Annotated in this window: 17 protein-coding genes; 10 read left to right on the top strand and 7 right to left on the bottom strand. The window is 40.6% G+C overall.

The window, feature by feature from the left end; all coding sequences use genetic code 11:
- Positions 1 to 18: 18 nt before the first annotated feature.
- The 3 genes from F9802_RS03395 to F9802_RS03405 all read left to right on the top strand — a co-directional run bounded on the left by F9802_RS03395 (position 19) and on the right by F9802_RS03405 (position 2776).
- Positions 19 to 1059, top strand: a complete 1041-nt coding sequence (locus F9802_RS03395; protein WP_449727610.1) for an ABC transporter substrate-binding protein — start codon at positions 19 to 21, stop codon at positions 1057 to 1059.
- Positions 1060 to 1434: 375 nt separating this feature from the next.
- Positions 1435 to 2373 carry an MBL fold metallo-hydrolase gene (locus F9802_RS03400; protein ID WP_152149692.1) on the top strand — a complete coding sequence of 313 codons (939 nt, stop codon included), beginning with the start codon at positions 1435 to 1437 and terminating at the stop codon, positions 2371 to 2373.
- A gap of 142 nt (positions 2374 to 2515) precedes the next feature.
- Complete coding sequence (locus tag F9802_RS03405) at positions 2516 to 2776, top strand: hypothetical protein (RefSeq protein WP_152149693.1); 261 nt, start codon at positions 2516 to 2518, stop codon at positions 2774 to 2776.
- Positions 2777 to 2936: 160 nt separating this feature from the next.
- On the opposite strand, the gene F9802_RS03410 is transcribed toward F9802_RS03405, so the two are convergent.
- Positions 2937 to 3809, bottom strand: coding sequence for a LysR family transcriptional regulator (locus F9802_RS03410; RefSeq protein WP_152149792.1), 873 nt, complete (start codon positions 3807 to 3809; stop codon positions 2937 to 2939).
- A gap of 125 nt (positions 3810 to 3934) precedes the next feature.
- Between F9802_RS03410 and F9802_RS03415 the strand changes: the two genes are divergently transcribed.
- On the top strand, positions 3935 to 5035 hold the full coding sequence (locus tag F9802_RS03415; RefSeq protein WP_152149694.1) for an AbrB family transcriptional regulator: 1101 nt from the start codon (positions 3935 to 3937) through the stop codon (positions 5033 to 5035).
- A gap of 78 nt (positions 5036 to 5113) precedes the next feature.
- A complete protein-coding gene (locus F9802_RS03420) occupies positions 5114 to 5755 on the top strand; it encodes a hypothetical protein (protein WP_152149695.1) in 642 nt (213 codons plus the stop codon).
- A gap of 409 nt (positions 5756 to 6164) precedes the next feature.
- On the opposite strand, the gene F9802_RS03425 is transcribed toward F9802_RS03420, so the two are convergent.
- The 5 genes from F9802_RS03425 to F9802_RS19530 all read right to left on the bottom strand — a co-directional run bounded on the left by F9802_RS03425 (position 6165) and on the right by F9802_RS19530 (position 8955).
- Positions 6165 to 6578: a CBS domain-containing protein gene (locus F9802_RS03425; protein WP_152149696.1), complete on the bottom strand. Its 414-nt coding sequence runs from the start codon at positions 6576 to 6578 to the stop codon at positions 6165 to 6167.
- A gap of 104 nt (positions 6579 to 6682) precedes the next feature.
- Positions 6683 to 7318 carry a DUF2238 domain-containing protein gene (locus F9802_RS03430; RefSeq protein ID WP_152149697.1) on the bottom strand — a complete coding sequence of 212 codons (636 nt, stop codon included), beginning with the start codon at positions 7316 to 7318 and terminating at the stop codon, positions 6683 to 6685.
- 119 nt (positions 7319 to 7437) lie between these two features.
- Positions 7438 to 8226 carry an alpha/beta fold hydrolase gene (locus tag F9802_RS03435; protein ID WP_152149793.1) on the bottom strand — a complete coding sequence of 263 codons (789 nt, stop codon included), beginning with the start codon at positions 8224 to 8226 and terminating at the stop codon, positions 7438 to 7440.
- Positions 8227 to 8391: 165 nt separating this feature from the next.
- Positions 8392 to 8619: a hypothetical protein gene (locus F9802_RS03440; protein ID WP_152149698.1), complete on the bottom strand. Its 228-nt coding sequence runs from the start codon at positions 8617 to 8619 to the stop codon at positions 8392 to 8394.
- 165 nt (positions 8620 to 8784) lie between these two features.
- Complete coding sequence (locus F9802_RS19530; protein ID WP_191991745.1) at positions 8785 to 8955, bottom strand: hypothetical protein; 171 nt, start codon at positions 8953 to 8955, stop codon at positions 8785 to 8787.
- A 385-nt stretch (positions 8956 to 9340) separates the two neighbouring features.
- Here F9802_RS19530 and F9802_RS20195 point away from each other — a divergent pair, with 385 nt between their 5' ends.
- The 3 genes from F9802_RS20195 (at position 9341) to gndA (ending at position 13103) form a co-directional block, all read left to right on the top strand.
- Positions 9341 to 9919, top strand: a complete 579-nt coding sequence (locus F9802_RS20195; RefSeq protein ID WP_152149699.1) for a class I SAM-dependent methyltransferase — start codon at positions 9341 to 9343, stop codon at positions 9917 to 9919.
- Positions 9920 to 10173: 254 nt separating this feature from the next.
- Entirely contained in the window at positions 10174 to 11034 is an 861-nt protein-coding gene (locus F9802_RS03450; RefSeq protein ID WP_152149700.1) for a metallophosphoesterase, read from the top strand.
- 656 nt (positions 11035 to 11690) lie between these two features.
- On the top strand, positions 11691 to 13103 hold the full coding sequence (gene gndA / locus F9802_RS03455; protein ID WP_152149701.1) for an NADP-dependent phosphogluconate dehydrogenase: 1413 nt from the start codon (positions 11691 to 11693) through the stop codon (positions 13101 to 13103).
- 83 nt (positions 13104 to 13186) lie between these two features.
- Here the strand turns inward: gndA and F9802_RS03460 are convergent, their stop codons facing one another.
- The gene (locus F9802_RS03460) at positions 13187 to 14374 is read right to left on the bottom strand and encodes an ROK family protein (protein ID WP_152149702.1); all 1188 of its coding nucleotides are present in this window, start codon (positions 14372 to 14374) and stop codon (positions 13187 to 13189) included.
- Between the two features lie 190 nt (positions 14375 to 14564).
- On the opposite strand from F9802_RS03460, the gene uxaC reads away from it, so the two are divergent.
- Together uxaC and F9802_RS03470 are read left to right on the top strand one after the other, a co-directional pair.
- Positions 14565 to 15971: a glucuronate isomerase gene (uxaC, locus tag F9802_RS03465; RefSeq protein ID WP_152149703.1), complete on the top strand. Its 1407-nt coding sequence runs from the start codon at positions 14565 to 14567 to the stop codon at positions 15969 to 15971.
- Between the two features lie 15 nt (positions 15972 to 15986).
- Positions 15987 to 17255, top strand: a complete 1269-nt coding sequence (locus F9802_RS03470; protein ID WP_152149704.1) for a lactate racemase domain-containing protein — start codon at positions 15987 to 15989, stop codon at positions 17253 to 17255.
- The last annotated feature ends 2 nt before the right edge of the window (positions 17256 to 17257 follow it).

A 17257-nucleotide genomic window follows, 5' to 3' on the forward strand; every position in this document is an offset into this window, starting at 1 on the left:
TTATTTACTTTTGTTTTCATTGTGAGCGGCTGCACGCAATCCGGCACAAACAAACAGCCGGGTGAAGACACCAATGAAAAAAATCCGTCCGGTGATTTAGCGCCGCTCAAGAAAAAAACGACGGTCGTTATCGCAGAAGACGGTGCGGCTTCAGGTGCAGGCTTTTACATTGCAAAAGAAAAAGGGTACTTTGCCGACTATAATATTGAAGTGGAATTCGCGCAATTTGCTAACAGCGATGATATGCTGCCAGCCCTCGCTGCTGGGGAAGTCGATATTGCCGGCGGCGTGTCCACTGCCTCTTTTTTCAATGCAATCGCCCAGGGAATCGACGTTAAAATTATTGCGGATAAAGGGCACAATGTTAAAGGGAAATCTTATTTTTCATTTGTGATCGGTAAAGATAAGCAGGATGAGATTAAAGATTACGCCGATTTTAAAGGAAAGCGTATTGCGGTTTCAACCAAAAATGGAGTAGATGATTATATATTTGAGCAAATGATTAAACATGGCGGTCTCACAAAAGAAGATGTCGAGTTTGTGTTGATGCCTGACTTTGGCAGTATGTTAGCCGCCATTGAGAACGGTTCTATCGATGCTGCTCTTCAAATTGAACCACTGATCACTCAAGGGATGGCGCAAGGTCTTCACATGCGCTTCGGTGATACGACGGACTACGCACCAGAAGCGCAGATCGCGATGGTTCTTGGGTCGCCGAAATTCATTAACGAAGAAGAAGAGGTTTCCTTACGATTTATGGCAGCCTACTTAAAAGGCGTCCGCGACTATAATGATGCTTTTATGAAAGGCAAAGGCAAAGCCGAAATTATCGACATCATGACGAAGTATACGGCTTTGAAAGATGCGAAAGTGTGGGAGAAGGTATCTGTAACAGGGTTGGACCCGAACGGTGAAATGTACGTTGAAGATATCAAAAAGCAATACGAGATGTACAAAGCAAACGGAGCCATACGCGGAGAGTTTGATTTTGATGAAGCGGTCGATACGTCCCTGGCAGAAAAAGCGGTTAAGATCATTGGTGAATATGACGAGAAATAGTTCATGTAAATAACTCTCACTGCCAGTCTATTAGTGAAAACAAAGGAAGCTGATTAACTTCAGCTTCCTTTGCTCTTTTATTAGCAAGAGACCGATATGTTCAACTTCGTTATTAAATTTCGGTGAATTATTCTTTTGTAAAACCGTATTGTTTAGGCAGACGAGGGCTGGCAGTATAACAGAACCTCAAAGCAGTCCAAGTTGCAGTCTATTTCTCTGTTAGCTATTCTTAAGAGGGATAGTTGCGGCGGCTTCCAGTAAAATCAGTCAGCTTCCAGGAACTGCGGGTTGAACAACATGTTAAAAATCAATTTTCACTTGAAGCAGCAGCCGTTTGTGTATATGACCTTTTATTATTTGACAGGGGGTATTAGCATGCTAGAACAGTTGGGTATCAAATTAATTAGAGTGGATCTTCCTTTTCGGCTCAATCATGTGAATTGTTTTCTCGCTGAGGGCGAGCATGGCTGGACAATCATAGATACAGGGTTAAATAACGAAAGTACAAGGGGTGTATGGAACGAATACATAGAAGACAAAGAAATCACGGATCTGCTGGTCACGCATTATCATCCGGATCATTTCGGATATGCAGGTGGACTTCAAAAGCTGACCGGTGCCCGTGTGTCCATGAGCCGAATAGACGCGGAAGCGGGAATGAAAGCTTGGACAAATAAATTTATTGAACATATCCGCAGCCACTATGAAACGGCAGGAATCCCGGCAGAAATAGCAGACCAAATGACTAGGAATACAGCTGAATTCAAGCCGCTTGTCACTCCCTCCCCGGAAATTGATCACTATTTCGGAGAAGGTGAAAAAATTTCGATTGGCCGATACGAATACGAAGTGATTTTTACGCCGGGCCACTCAGATGGAATGGTCTGTTTTTATAATGAAGAAAAAAGTGTCCTATTTTCGGCCGATCACATTCTTCCGAAGATCACCCCGAATATTTCCTACTGGTTCCACGGCAACGAGAACCCGTTGAAATCTTATCTTTTTTCTTTGAAAAACATGAAACGACTGGATGCAGATTTGGTGATCCCTTCACATGGAAAACCGTTTCATGGGGCGAACAAACGAATTGATGAGCTGTTGCAGCATCACGAAGACCGGTTAACTGAGACAATTGAAGCAATCAAAGAAGGATCCACTGTTTACGAAGTGTGCGGGCGTCTATTCCGACCGGGGTTGACGGTACACGAACTGCGCTTTGCAGTTGGGGAGACATTGGCTCATCTCGAATATTTGCGCTATGCGGGCGAGTGCCGGAGGGAAACAAGGAACGGGCAGTGGTTTTACATTAAATGAAGAAAAAATGCTGTCTTGTTTACTGTTAAAGTGGAAAACTTCTTCTAATTCTAGCCGAATTAATAATTATTACTGTATTCATTATATGCAAAATTCAAATTATAAAAGAATAAACAAGAAAAATCCATGATTATAGAGGGGTATGTGCTCGATTAGAGAACATATCAAGACAGAAGTTTTTAAATGGAACGGAGACGAGTGGGAACATGTGTATCCGACTCGTCCACAAACAGAGGAATATGGATATTCTCCGCTGCCGCCAGGCGAACAGTTGAAAAAGGAAATCAATATTTCTGACTTGAAGCCGGGGGTGTATCGGCTAGAGAATGGAGTCATAGCCGAACAGACAGACATAAGGGAAGGGCAGCAGTTGGCAGTCACTTTTGAAGTGGGTGAGAAATAATGCGTGTAGACGTCGAGCGAATGAATGATTATATAAAAAGAATGATTGATCAATAGTTTTTCACTTGCAAAAAGCGGGCTGTTCTAAGTTAGTCATTCACTGACTTTAGAACAGCTTTTTATCTTCAGCGTTCATTCTTTGACTGATATCCTTTGAAAGGCTAATTTATTTTCTCCAAGTCAAGACTTTCAACGAATTCTACAAATGCCCGAACGATATTAAGCTGCAGTGATTCGTCGTGGAAAAACATCCACGTTTTGCGGGTGATCGGCTGGCCATCCTTTGTTTTAATCGCTACTTTATAAATATCTTCCAGGTCACTTAAAATCATGCCTGGCAAAATGGCATAGCCAAGCCCGTTTGCCACCATATTCTTGCTCGTGCCGGCCTTGTCGACATCGATGCTGACGAGCGGCGGTTTTGAATAGTTTTCCGCCCACCAGTTATCAATAACTGTTTGCAGCATTTGATCTGTATGATAATCAATCCTTGGCAGCTCAGGCAAGTCTTCGATCGCAATTTTTTCTTTCGAAGCAATGCAAATTGGCTCTTCAAATAACAGCTTTTTCCCTTCTTTCCAACTGTAGTCCCCTTTAATAAATGCCACATGAACATCCTGGCTATGCACGAAATGAACAATCTCATTGCTCCAGCCTGTGACTACTTTAAATTCAATATCAGGGTATTCGTCTTTAAACAGTTTTAATAGGCCGGGCAGCTTATAATCGGTGAAAAATGTCGAAACACCGAGCCGCAATGTACCGGTGATTTTATCTTCCATATTGAGCACGTTTTCTTTTATGCGTTGCAGCGATAACAGCATGTCGTCTGCGCATTTTGCTAAATATTCTCCCTGCGGCGTAAATTGAACGCCGCGTCTCCCGCGATTCACGATTCGCACACCGAATTCTTTTTCCATTTGCTGCAGGCGGTTCGTTAATGCCGGCTGTGAAATGTATAGCTTTTTAGCCGCATTCGTTATATTTTTCTCGTGATAAAGCGTCTGTAAAACGAGCCAGTCCCGTTCATCCATATCGTTCATTCTCCTTCAGGCATAACAGTTTGTTATGATTAACTATAAAAAATAGATATTTTATTTATTTCTCTAATTATATTATAGTTATTCATACAGGGTAGAGAGAGAAGGAATGGTAATAGATGAAAGAAAATAAATGGTTGTTTCTTATACTGAGTAGTGCCGGTGGGTTTTTTCTTTCGCTGTCGGGTCTGTCAATTGGCTGGATTCTCGGCACATTGTTGACAGCAGCGCTTATTTCTTTCGCGTTTCCTCATTTTTCAGGAAAAAAAAGCATACCGAAATCTTGGCTTTATGCCGGGCAGTTTATTTTAGGAATTGAACTCGGCCAGAAAATAAATTTATCTGTCTTAGCTATTTTTCAATCACACTGGATGGTCATTATTGTAATGTTGCTGCTATCAATTGTGCTTTCTCTGCTTTCTGGTTTCGTCCTTTGGAAATTCAGCCGTTCGGATATGCTGACTAGCTTTTTCGGTACAGCCCCCGGCGGAATATCAGCGATGCCTGCAGTGGCAGAAGAAGTCGGAGCTAATACAGCGGTCGTGAGTATCATTCAAACAATGCGTGTGTTTTTAGTCATCTTAATTATTCCTGTCATTGTGTCCATGTGGGCAGTGAATCCGGGTGACCCAATGGCTGTTCAAAGCACCGCACCGGCATTTGAAATAGGCACGGCTGCCTGGACCATCGTTCTTGCACTAGTTGGGTGGGGCGGATATTACGTTGGAAAACAGTTGAAATTTCCGGCGCCGTGGCTGCTCGGGAGTATGACTGCCATCGCAATCGTCCAGTCGTTCAGTTCATCTTTCGCCGGACACGATATGGCTGCGTACTGGCCTCATCACTTCATCGTTTTGTCGCAAATTTTGATTGCTGTATCGATCGGATCCCGTTTTCATAAAAAAATGTTTGTTGGATTAAAACAAACGTTAATTGTTGCCTTCATCAGCACGCTCGGGTTAATCGCTGCGATGTTTGCCAGTGCTTATTTAGTTTCAAAAGTAACAGGATTAGCATTTATTACAACAGCACTCGCCTTTGCGCCCGGCGGAATTGCTGAAATGGCGACGACATCAGTTGTTTTAGGTGCTGATTCCACTTTTGTTGTCGCCGTTCAAGTGCTCCGAATTTTAGCCGTCTGTCTTATATTGCCGCCATTTTTTCGGTTGCTGCATGAATGGGAATCGCGAAAAAAAGTCCATTCTCACGCGTCTGCTTAACAAAAAGCCAGGGAGATCTCCGGCTTTTTTCTTTTGTTTTTAATTTAAGATAGATTTAATCCATGTGCTAGTTTTGATGTGATACCTTTCATTTATTTAGTTACAGATTTGTCCGAACGGGAAAGCCCATTACAGTTCGTCATTTGCGGCTATCCACCGTCCAAAAATAGAACATTAGGCAAAGGAAACGTAGGATTAGATATCGGTACAGCAAGCTTGGCTGTTTCCTCTTTGGCAAAGGTATCCTTAATGAATCTAGCCGAACAGGTCAAAGAGATGTCTAATGAAATCCGGCTGATTCAACGAAAAATGGATCGTTCCAAACGAGCAATGAACCCTAACAACTATCAAACAGACGGTACAATAAAAAAGGGCAGGAAAACTTGGAACGATCCCAATCGTTATCAACTGCTTCGTTCAAGGTTAAAAGAACTGCATCGTAAACAAGCTGCAGTGGGAAAGCTGTCACACAGAACGTTAGCCAACCTTTTATTGACTTTAGGAGCCACGTTATATACGGAAACAATGAATTTCAAAGCCCTTCAAAAACGCAAAAAAGAAACGGAAATTTCCGAAAAGACGGGAAAGTTTAAACGAAAAAAACGATTCGGGAAAACATTGGGCCACCGAGCTCCCGCCATGTTTATCACGATTCTAGAAGAAAAAGTAAAGAGGCATGGCGGTTCGTTTATTCGAGTGAACACAATGGAAATGAAGTAATAAAAGGACAAGTTGTGATTCTTGTTTTGTCCAATCACGTTTGATAGGTGATGTAAACGGAGAAGGTCAAGCATTGGCAAAAAGCAATGAATAATTGGGGATTTATATTGAGGCGAATGAAGAAGGAGAAATTATTGAGGTTAGTGCGGATTTCTGTCGACATTTCGATGTGAGAGAAACAGAATTGGCTGGCCGCTCTATCTTCCAAATTATCGAGAGCCATTCAGTGAAACATTCTTTAGCTGGCACCTTCCGAAAACCTGTATTTTTTGGCGTGATTTTTGGATACGCGTGCTTAATAAGAGCAACAAGAACCGAATAACAACTAAAAAAGGGGAGAATTGTTTCTCCCTTCTCTATCTTACATCTTCTTTTCTTTCATGTTGTAATAAATGGGACGATAGCTTGATTAAGAGAAATCGTTTTGAGAAATTTGAGAAAGGGCATTGCCGGCATTAACATTAGATTGCTCTCTCACTGCTAAATCTCCGAGTGACAACATTCCAACAATTTGTCCGTTTTCTACTACAGGCAACCTTCGAATTTGATGACTGGCCATAATACTTGATGCTTCTTCTAATGAAGCATCTGGTGATATGGTTACAATATTATTAGACATCACATCATTTAATTGTGTCGTTCCTTGACCTAACCCTCTAACAGCCAAGTCACGATCGGTAACCATCCCAACAACCTGTCCATTTTCTACTACAGGTATTGCTCCTACATTTAATGTGTTCATTTTACTGGCAACCTGTTGAAGGGAGTCAGAGGTGGAGCAAGCTTCTACATTTTTCGACATAACTTCACGTACTAACATCATCGTACCTCCTCTTATTCCTCTTATTTAATTTCACCTTGTTAGTTTACGAAATAAACAAGAAAATATTCAAGAAAGCGGCGCTTTTTAACATATTCACTTTTTAATTACTTCTTTTTTAATAGCCGGTTATGTAGTTTTGAAAAGATGAGTAAGGCAAGAATCGAACCGATTAAGGTCAATGACATATCCCATTGTGCATCCCACATATCGCCTTGCATACCTAAAAAATTTTTAGATGCTTTTCCTCCTTTTGTTATTTTAAACGATAACCATTCAATAATTTCGTACAATGCAGAGATTGCAAGCGAAATACTTATAGTAATGGAAAATAACCAAAAACCTTTTGTTATTGGGGTTTTTCGTAATAATATTTCCCTTATTACAATCACAAACAAACCCTTTAACAAATGTCCAAAACGATCATAATGATTTCGATTTAAATCGAAGACATCTTTTATCCAATTAAAAAGAGGAACCTTTGAATAGGTGTAATGACCGCCGACGAACATCATAACTGCTAAAATGGCAATGATGATATAAGAAAGAGTGGTGAATCGAAATTTATTATACGTTGCAATTACGATAATTAATCCGACAACGGCGGGAATAACCTCCGCTGCCCATGACGAGTACCCCGCTGGCTTGATAACAGACCAAATAAAAACTGCGATAACAACCAATAATAAAAATAGGTGAATCTTTGTACTGTTACCTCTACCTTCTTTTATCACTTTTTTCACTCCTATAAAAATGTTTTCTATTTATAGTATTTGAAAAAACACCATTTCGTATGCAGAGTACTTGGAGCTGTTTGCCGTCAGCCGCTTTGCACGCTTTTGTCGGGAGTTAAAAAGTATGGTCAGACTTCATATATTGGATTTTTATACATATGTATAAACTGCTTAATGAGATGGTTTACTTCTATGGCTGCCTTTGTAGGAATCTGGTGCTTCATGTCCCCTATTAATATCAATTCATTAACAGGGAGCTTTTCGTTTAGTAAGTGAGCATATGGATGAAACTGCCTATCTTTTTCTCCGTAGAGCAGCAAAACAGGGGATTTAATTTTATCTAATTGCTCTGTACAATTATAATGCAAACTGTATTCATAATATTGTTCAATATTTTGTGTTTTACCTTTTTTCGCATCAGTATACAGCTCTTTAAATAGCTTCTTTGTATTTGAATTACCAAAAGAAACTGATAAAGCAAGAGTTTCGATTGCGTTCAATTTCGCTAATATCACCCCCAGCCAAATTTTATTTTTTAATGAGCGATCTTTCACTTCTGACATGGCTCCTAAGAGGATGGCTCCTAAAGAGTATTCTGGATATGTCAGCAAAAAGTCAAGAGCAATAGACCCCCCGGTTGAATAGCCGCATATGAAGGCTTTGTCTATTTCCAGATGGTCTAATATTTGTTTTATATCATGTGAAATTAACGGATAAGTTAATGTCTCTTCTGAAAAAGAGCTGTTTCCATGGCCCCGAATATCAAAAATAATTGTTTTGAAATCGTTTGATAGTTCATTCACCTGGCAGGTAAAGTTCATGCCTGTGAGCAAGGGGGGATGAATAAAAACAATGGGCACCCCTTTACCTTGAACATGATAATAAAGATTTACACCATCTATATTTACAGTTGGCAACAAATGACACCTCCACAATAATTTTAAGCTTGACCTTTAAGCTTGACCTTATAGAAAGAGCTCTTTTTGAACCATAGGATCAAAAAGAGCTTTTTTCACAGGGAAGAAAATAGGGTCCTAAGAGGAATGGTCAACCTGTTCAACTTGTTCCACTTTTGTATAAACTTATTGATTATTTTGGTTTGATAACGTTTGTTGTAAAGGCTGATTAGCAGCCATACCGAGCATAGGGTTTGCCATTTGCTGAATAGGTTGACTATTTAATGCATTGGACACGGTTTGTGACAACTGTTGGAAAGTTCCGTTTCGCAAACCTCTTGATATTCCGTAAATAGCAGCTCCAGTAGCACCCACAGCTAATAACGAGGCCATCATACCACGTTGATTATTCATGAAAAACCATCCTTCCTTTATTGGATATTCGAGTGAATGGCTTCTAAAAAGACAATTTTTTTAGAAGCAAGTTTATCTTGATGAATTTGACGGTTAATTATGCTGGTAACTATTTACCTTCATGTAAGTGTTGTTTATAAAGTAGAAGGAGTACCCTGTTACTTATTATCTACTCCAAAATTGTTTAAGGTCTAATGGAACATATATTTCACTTCCATGAATCTGTCTATGTATTAATGGATTTAAAAATTGATCAGCTATGTGGCTTTCTTCCTTATGACGTGCTATCGAATTTATTCCAACTAACTTTTTCACATATTCTTTTTGTAAATTCATATACAATGACCCCTTGTTCATCATATTTATGAAGATTTACTCCATATGTGTTATTAAATTTCCCGCTTAGCCTGAAAAAATACAGGAGATAACTTCCAATCGATTGTACCAACAAACTTTTTTATTTTTAGATGTATATATAGCATTTTTTACATGAGCTGGATGTTTTTAAAATACATAATCAAGCTTTTTTCTCCTCATTCTAACACTGTTGTTAAAAATACAAGGGGGAATCAGCCATGACAGTAATCAGTGACGTCAAGCAAACGCTGGCTGGATTAAAAAGCGCACAAGCAAGCTTCTTTATTTAAGAACAGAATAAACCCCAAATGGATGATGATAAGGGTACAGGAACTAAATATTAAAAAAGGACAGGTGCTTTTAATTGCAATTATCACCTAGGATTTATCACTCATTTGTTCGGCCAAAATGGTTCACAAAAATATATATTCAAAATAAAATTCAACAGCACTTTGATTTTACAGATAAAAAAGTGCTGGATTTTGGAGCGGGTACCGGAGCGAACTGTACTTTATGTTCACCTGCTCATTATTTCGGGCTAGACCCCGATTCGTACAGGATTGACTTTGCTAAACGATTGTACGCTCCATACCGGTTTGAAACTTTTATGGGAAATGAACTTCCCGTAGAGGACAACAGCTTTGATTTTGTTTTAATCATCGCTGTCCTGCATCATATTCCTCCAGAAATGATCGAATGTTATATAAAGGAATTCAAAAGAATTTTAAAACCTGAGGGCAAAGTTATCGTAATTGAACCCTGTTTTTTTGAAAAGTCTCCGATTAGCAACTGGTTCATGAAATCTAATGATAAAGGTGATTACATTCGAAAGGAAGAGGAGTATCTGAATTACTTCACGAAGGAAAACTTCCGGTGTAATGTGCTAAAAAGGTTTAAAAAATGCTTTTTTTATAATGAACTTTATTTTACAGCCTTATTGTAAGTGCGTGTTCAAAAAGGAGGTCGAGAAGTTCAAAGAAGCGCAGTTTCGAGGAGCGGAGAAGCAAGCTGACGCAGAAATTCGACCGCTATTTTTCCCAGAGTTTTTGAACAACCTCTGTAAGTTTTTTTATTTTTGTCTTGCGGCAGCTTACCTTTCTAATAAAGGCCGCTCCTGATGTATATAAGATCCTCCATTAATTACCGCTAATAATTCGCTTTCGGTTCTTCTATAATGAGTAGTGGGGAGGAGATAAAATGACAGTCATTTTGTTGGTGATACTATTTGCCATTACTATGTTCCTTTTCTATAGAGCATATAAAAACACTCAAAAAGTTGCTTTAAATAAAGTTAATTTAGCTGCTATGGATTCTCATCATCCACCTGGTTCTCTTTTAAATGTTTTGCAAATCTCAGATATGCATCTTGAAAATATTTCTATTTCGCCTGAACAGCTATATAACAAGTTGGCAAATGAAAAAATCGATTTAATCGCTCTTACAGGGGATTACTTAGATAAAAGGCGGAGTATTCCTAAATTGATCCCATATTTAAATGTTTTAAACCGCTTAAATGCGCAATATGGAGTCTACGCTGTATTTGGAAACCATGATTATATTTTAAAACAAAAGGATTTTGAAATATTGAGGAACGTACTGGAGGAGCATGGCTGTAAAACGCTTCAAAATGGAAATGAGACGATTAATGTTCAAGGAGAGCGTGTTAATATTATAGGGATTGACGACTTTCACACAAAAAGAAGCAACTTGCACACATCATTTTCCGGCCTAGAGGAAGGATACGACTTAGTGTTAACTCATGACCCTAACATTGTTCTAAATATGAAGGATTGCTATTTCGATTATCTTTTATCAGGTCACTTCCATGGCGGACAAATTTACTGGCCTAAGCCTTATCATCTCGCAAAGCTCGGACGTACTATGATGAGAATGAATATGATCAAAGGCCTGCATTACTATGATGAAAAACCTTTTTATATAAGTGAAGGGTTAGGACAAACGTCTATCAATATAAGGGTTGGAAGTCGCCCTGAAATCACACTTCACCAGCTATCTATAAATAAAGTGAAAAAAGAAGGAGCTCTGACGGCAGTGTAACGTTAGAGCCTTTTTCTATTTATTAAATATTTCTTGTTCTCCAATCCGTTTAGCAAAACTCCTTATTCCAAAATTAATTATCATTTTTAGGTATATTGCTAAAATCAAATATACGTGAACATTTTCTAAATTGGGGGAATATCCTAAGAGAACGAAAGGACAAGATAGTTTATTGTATGTAAACGTCCTAAATTTGGTAAGTAGGAAACGAAGTCTAAACAGAAAATTCAAATGTGAGCTGGCAATCATCTAATGCAAACAGTCCCCTATACCTTGTATACAAAATGGCTCTTTGACTAATACTTTAAATCGAAACCCTCTCTATAGTGAGTGGAGTAAAGGAATGAGTTCGGTTTTGTCCTTATTCCTTCTCTCAAAATTACATAACAGATTGGTAAAAAAACGGTTTCCTTAAATGTTGATTATATCAAGATTGACGAGAGAAGAAGAAGGTGGTAAGCTAAAATAAAATGTTAATTTGTTTAGTAAACTAACAAAAATAAAAGCGCTCTAATTCGAGTTTACTAACGGCTTCTGTTCGCGCTGTTTCATATTAATTTACGAAAAAAATTGTTGCTGATCTTCAAAAAGACAAGTAATAAATGTGTATCAGTATTTTAGTAAATAACACGAATCATTCGAGAAAGGGTAAAGACATGACAAAACAGCAAATTGGTGTAATCGGTTTGGCAGTAATGGGTAAAAATCTAGCCTTAAATATTGAAAGTAGAGGGTATTCCGTTTCGGTTTTCAACCGGTCGGCTGATAAAACAAAGGCTTTTTTACAAGAAGAAGCGAAAGGAAAGAACTTTAAAGGAACATACGAAATCGAAGAGTTTGTCCAGTCACTTGAAAAGCCGCGCAAAATTTTATTGATGGTTAAGGCAGGTTCAGCGACGGATGCAACGATTGATTCGCTTAAACCATTTTTAGAAAAAGGCGATATTTTAATTGACGGCGGGAATACATTTTTTCAAGATACAGTCAGACGCAATAGGGAGCTTGACAGCCTAGGCATTCATTTCGTCGGTACTGGCGTTTCCGGCGGGGAAGAAGGCGCATTGAATGGTCCATCCATTATGCCAGGAGGCCAACGGGAAGCGTATGAGCTCGTGCGCCCGATTCTTGAAGCAATTTCCGCGAAAGTGGAGGGCGATGCATGCTGCACGTACATCGGTCCGGACGGAGCGGGACACTATGTAAAAATGGTACATAACGGTATTGAGTACGGCGACATGCAGCTTATTTCCGAGGCCTATTTCATTTTGAAACACGTATTGCATTTAGATACGGATGAGCTTCACCGTGTGTTTGCGGATTGGAATAAAGGCGAACTCGACAGCTATTTGATCGAAATTACGGCCGATATATTTACAAAAAGGGATGAAGAAACAGGAAAACCGCTCGTTGATGTCATTTTGGATGCAGCTGGTCAAAAAGGAACAGGAAAATGGACGAGCCAAAACGCACTAGACCTTGGCGTACCGCTTCCAGTCATCACCGAATCCGTCTTCGCCCGCTTTATTTCCGCGATGAAAGACGAACGAGTAAAAGCGAGTAAAGTGTTAAGAGGACCGGATGCTTCATCGTTTGATGGTAACAAAGAAGAACTGATCGAAGCGGTTCGAAAAGCGCTTTACATGAGCAAAATTTGTTCATACGCACAAGGATTTGCCCAAATGCGCGCCGCATCCGAAGAATACGGCTGGGATCTCCGCTACGGTGACATCGCCATGATTTTCCGCGGCGGCTGCATTATCCGCGCACAATTTCTGCAAAAAATTAAAGAAGCGTTCGACAACAGTCCGAACTTGTCCAATTTGCTGCTCGACTCGTACTTTAAAGACATTGTTGAAAACTATCAATCCTCGCTTCGCCGCGTTCTCGGGCTGGCGATTGAGCGTGGCGTTCCGGTTCCATCGTTTGCAAGTGCCATCGCTTACTACGACAGCTACCGAACGGAAACGCTGCCAGCGAACTTAATCCAGGCACAGCGCGACTATTTCGGTGCGCACACGTACCAGCGTATTGACAAAGAAGGAACATTTCATACGAACTGGATGGAATAATTTTTTCAAAAAAGAACTGTTTCAGCGTCCGATTTTTCGGAGCTGGTACAGTTCTTTTTCATTGTTTAGCCCCGGTCGTTTAATTATTTCAATACCATTGTCTTTTCCTTTTCTTCAAACGTCAAATCCAGCGTCGGAATATCAAGAAATTTCTTAATAGCTAACGAAGCAGCGCCGAGAACGCAAGCTTTTTTTCCAAGCGTGGAGATGGATAATTCCCGATAATGGCTGACGGTTGATGCTAAGTTGTCTTTCATCCGTTCAATCGATTTTGGGTAAAGTCTGAGCAGTTCGCTGTTCAACACGAGTATTTCCGGATTGTATAAGTTAATCATATTATTCAAACCAATCGACAAATAATAAATAAACTGCTCCATCATTTCGTGTACTACATCATCCTGCACTTCGAGCCAGCCGCGGACATCTTCATACGACACACTCTCTTGCTGTTTCTTTTCAGCAAGTTCTTTGAAAAAAGCCGATTCGGAGGCATATTGTTCCCAACAGCCATGATTTCCGCAGTTGCATTGCTTACCGCCGGGCATCACAATCATGTGACCGGCTTCACCCGCATACCCGTTATGGCCTCTGAAAAATTCACTGTTCATCATGATGCCAAGACCGATTCCTGAATACAGCGTCGCACACAATAAATTTTCAGTTTCATGGTATGCGTACACCCGCTCAGCGAATGAAACTAAATTCGCATTATTTTCGAGGTGAATCTCAAGGTCAATTTCTTTTTCAAGGTCCTGCTTCAAATTTGAATCTCTCCACTGGAAACGAGGAATAAAGTGAATGAACTCATCATTCGTCACAAGCCCGTGAATCCCAATCACAATGCCGATAAGACCATAACGGCGATTCGCACATTCTGTCTTATATGCCTGAATATTTTCAATTAATAAGCGGACGATCACTTCATACTCTGTCGTCTCTATATCAATCGTGCGTGACGAGACAGGGCGGCCAAGCAAATCGGTCAATGCGAACGTAATTGAATCGTAATCAAGATCAATCCCGAGTGCACAACCCGCATCGCGGTTCAGCGAAAGCATAATCGGACGTCTGCCGACTGTAGAATGATCTTGCTGTGTTTCAACAATTAATTCATCATCTAATAGAGCTGCGGCCTGGGCAGAGATGGTGGCTCTAGTTAAATTGGTCTGTTTTGATAAATCAGCCCGCGAAATCAATTTTTCTTCAATGATCTTACTGATGATTAAAGAGCGGTTTATTTTTTTTATATAAGCCGCATCGCCGGTAGCCATAATACGTTCCCCCCTTCATTTATATACTTTTTTTATTATACAAATACTTTCTTTTTTCTTTCTATTGAAAGCGAATATTGACGAAAAATATAGGGCATGATAAAGTAATTATACACTTAATTAGTTTACTAAACAAATTAAATCACATTAATCTTGAAAAGGTTTTCATTACCCCCAAGGAGAAACCGAAATGAAACCATTTTTGACGAAAGATTTCTTATTAAATAATAACACAGCGGTTCATCTTTATCATAATGCAGCGAAACAAATGCCGATTTTCGACTTTCACTGTCACTTGAGCCCGAAAGAAGTATGGGAAAACAAGCCGTTTGACAATATGACACAGCTTTGGCTTGCGGGCGATCATTACAAATGGCGATTGATGCGCATGCACGGAATCGGTGAAGCATGGATTACAGGGGGGGCAGATGATTGGGAAAAGTTTGCGGCTTGGGCCGAAACAGTGCCACATTTAATTGGCAACCCTCTTTACCATTGGACTCATATGGAGCTTCAAACATTTTTTGGAATTGATAAACTTCTGAGTCCTGGCACAGCCCGAGAAATTTGGGAAGAGTGCAACGAAAAATTGCAACATCCGGAATTCAAGCCGCAAATGTTCATTAAAAAAGCGAACGTTCAATTTATTGGCACAACGGATGATCCGGTGTCTGACCTTGCTTATCATCAATTATTAAAAGAAGATTCATCATTCGAAGCGCAAATTGCACCGACTTTCCGTCCGGACGGCGCACTTTTTATCGAACGGCTGACGTTTGAAGAGTGGCTCCGGGAATTGGCGGATGTTTCAAACAAGTCGACCACTTCAGTAGGTGGTTTGCTGAAGGCACTCCAACAGCGAGTCGATTTCTTTCATGAACAAGGCGGACGAGCCTCCGATCATGATATTCCGCAAATGATTTATATTGAAACGACGAAAGTGGAAGCGGAAGCCATTTTTGATAAGCGTCTCAGTGGCGAAGAGCTCACAACAAATGAGGTGCTCCAGTACCGTTCCTTTTTATTGAAGGAACTCGGAAAAATGTACGCTGGCAAACAATGGGTGATGCAGCTGCACATAGGAGCGATGCGTAACAACAACACGCGCATGAAAGAACAGATTGGCCTGGATACCGGCTTTGATTCCATCGGTGACGGTGATATGGCGGAAGGGTTGTCGCGCTTTTTGGACGTGCTTGAAAAGGAAGGATCGCTGCCGAGAACAGTGTTGTTTAACTTGAACCCCCGTGACAATGAGGTGCTGGCGGGCATGATGGGGAACTTTTACGAAGAAGGTGTGCCTGGCAAAATTCAATTTGGTTCCGCCTGGTGGTTCAATGATCATATTGATGGCATGGAAAAACAAATGAAAGATTTAGCAAATATCGGTATACTCGCTCATTTCATTGGCATGCTGACGGATTCGCGCAGCTTGCTTTCATATGTGCGGCATGATTATTTCCGCCGGATTTTGTGCAATTTGCTCGGTGAATGGGTAGAAGAAGGCAAAGCGCCGAACAACCTGCCAGCTCTTGAGCAGATGGTGCGAAATATTGCGTACAATAATGCAGAAGCATATTTTTTAAAACGGTCATAAGGAGAAGAGGAAAAAATGGGGATTATTCATGAACTAGTAAAAGATATTCCTGTACCGAAAATGGTAAAGGTTAAACAGTTTTTTGATGATACGAAAGTAGAAGACTTGGAACAGGCGCTTATGAAACAATTACAGCGTGAGGTGATCCGGCAAAAAGTGCGCCCCGGTATGTCGATCGCAGTCGCGGTCGGAAGCCGCGGGGTCGACCGGCTTGTTGATATAACGGCCACTACTATTCGTTATTTAAAAGAACTAGGAGCGGAGCCATTTATCGTCCCGAGCATGGGCAGTCATGGCGGCGCGACGGCACAAGGGCAGCGCGATGTACTCAAGCATCTCGGTGTGACGGAAGAAAGTGCCGGAGCAGAAATCCGCTCGTCGATGGAGGTCGTCAAACTTGGCGAGCTGCCGAACGGCTTGCCGGTATACGTGGACAAATATGCATCAGAAGCGGACGGCATTGTCGTCATTAATCGCATTAAGCCGCATACGGCGTTTCGCGGACCGGTCGAAAGCGGCATCATGAAAATGATCAGCATTGGCCTCGGAAAACAAAAAGGAGCGGAAGCATGTCATCAGCTAGGATTCAAATATATGGCGGAACATGTGCCGGCTATGGCGAAGATGATTATGGCGCATAAGCCGGTATTGTTCGGTGTTGCAACCGTTGAAAATGCATTTGATAAAGCGGCCATTGTGGAAGTGCTCGCTGCAGAAGAAATCGAAGAAAAAGAAGTGGAGCTGCAGGTGAAAGCGAAAGAACTGCTGCCAAAATTATTTTTCAAAGACATCGATGTGCTCGTTATTGATGAGATCGGAAAAAATATAAGCGGCGATGGGATGGATCCTAATATTACAGGACGTTACCCGACACCATACGCACACGGCGGACCGGATGTTAATAAAATGGTCGTACTCGATTTAACTGAACAGACAGAAGGAAATGCAAACGGAGTCGGAACGGCTGATTTCACGACACAGCGTCTCGTTGATAAAATGGACCTTGAGACAACATATGCAAATGGGTTGACGTCGACTGTTGTCGCGCCAACGAAAATTGCCACGACGCTTGCAAATGATAAAGAAGCGATTCAAGCAGCCATTAAAACATGCAACATCCTTGATTTTACAAAAGTGAAAATGGTCCGTATCAAAAATACACTCGAAGTAAGCAAAATTGAAGTATCAGAAGCACTGCTTAATTATGTGAACGAACATCCACAGCTTGAATCGATTACGATTCCGGAAGAGATGTCATTCGATCAGCAAGGGAACTTGATTTAACA

Source organism: Bacillus aerolatus (assembly GCF_009183655.1).
Taxonomy (GTDB): Bacteria; Bacillota; Bacilli; order Bacillales; family Domibacillaceae; genus Pseudobacillus; species Pseudobacillus aerolatus.

What these genes read in the sequence shown, in the direction of transcription:
- uxaC (WP_152149703.1), top strand. Translation starts at nt 14,565, where the DNA reads ATGAAACCATTTTTGACGAAAGATTTCTTATTAAATAATAACACAGCG.
- gndA (WP_152149701.1), top strand. Translation starts at nt 11,691, where the DNA reads ATGACAAAACAGCAAATTGGTGTAATCGGTTTGGCAGTAATGGGTAAA.
- F9802_RS03450 (WP_152149700.1), top strand. Translation starts at nt 10,174, where the DNA reads ATGACAGTCATTTTGTTGGTGATACTATTTGCCATTACTATGTTCCTT.
- F9802_RS03440 (WP_152149698.1), bottom strand. Translation starts at nt 8,619, where the DNA reads ATGAATAATCAACGTGGTATGATGGCCTCGTTATTAGCTGTGGGTGCT.
- F9802_RS03470 (WP_152149704.1), top strand. Translation starts at nt 15,987, where the DNA reads ATGGGGATTATTCATGAACTAGTAAAAGATATTCCTGTACCGAAAATG.
- F9802_RS03425 (WP_152149696.1), bottom strand. Translation starts at nt 6,578, where the DNA reads ATGATGTTAGTACGTGAAGTTATGTCGAAAAATGTAGAAGCTTGCTCC.
- F9802_RS19530 (WP_191991745.1), bottom strand. Translation starts at nt 8,955, where the DNA reads ATGAATTTACAAAAAGAATATGTGAAAAAGTTAGTTGGAATAAATTCG.
- F9802_RS03400 (WP_152149692.1), top strand. Translation starts at nt 1,435, where the DNA reads ATGCTAGAACAGTTGGGTATCAAATTAATTAGAGTGGATCTTCCTTTT.
- F9802_RS03460 (WP_152149702.1), bottom strand. Translation starts at nt 14,374, where the DNA reads ATGGCTACCGGCGATGCGGCTTATATAAAAAAAATAAACCGCTCTTTA.
- F9802_RS03410 (WP_152149792.1), bottom strand. Translation starts at nt 3,809, where the DNA reads ATGGATGAACGGGACTGGCTCGTTTTACAGACGCTTTATCACGAGAAA.
- F9802_RS03415 (WP_152149694.1), top strand. Translation starts at nt 3,935, where the DNA reads ATGAAAGAAAATAAATGGTTGTTTCTTATACTGAGTAGTGCCGGTGGG.
- F9802_RS03405 (WP_152149693.1), top strand. Translation starts at nt 2,516, where the DNA reads ATGTGCTCGATTAGAGAACATATCAAGACAGAAGTTTTTAAATGGAAC.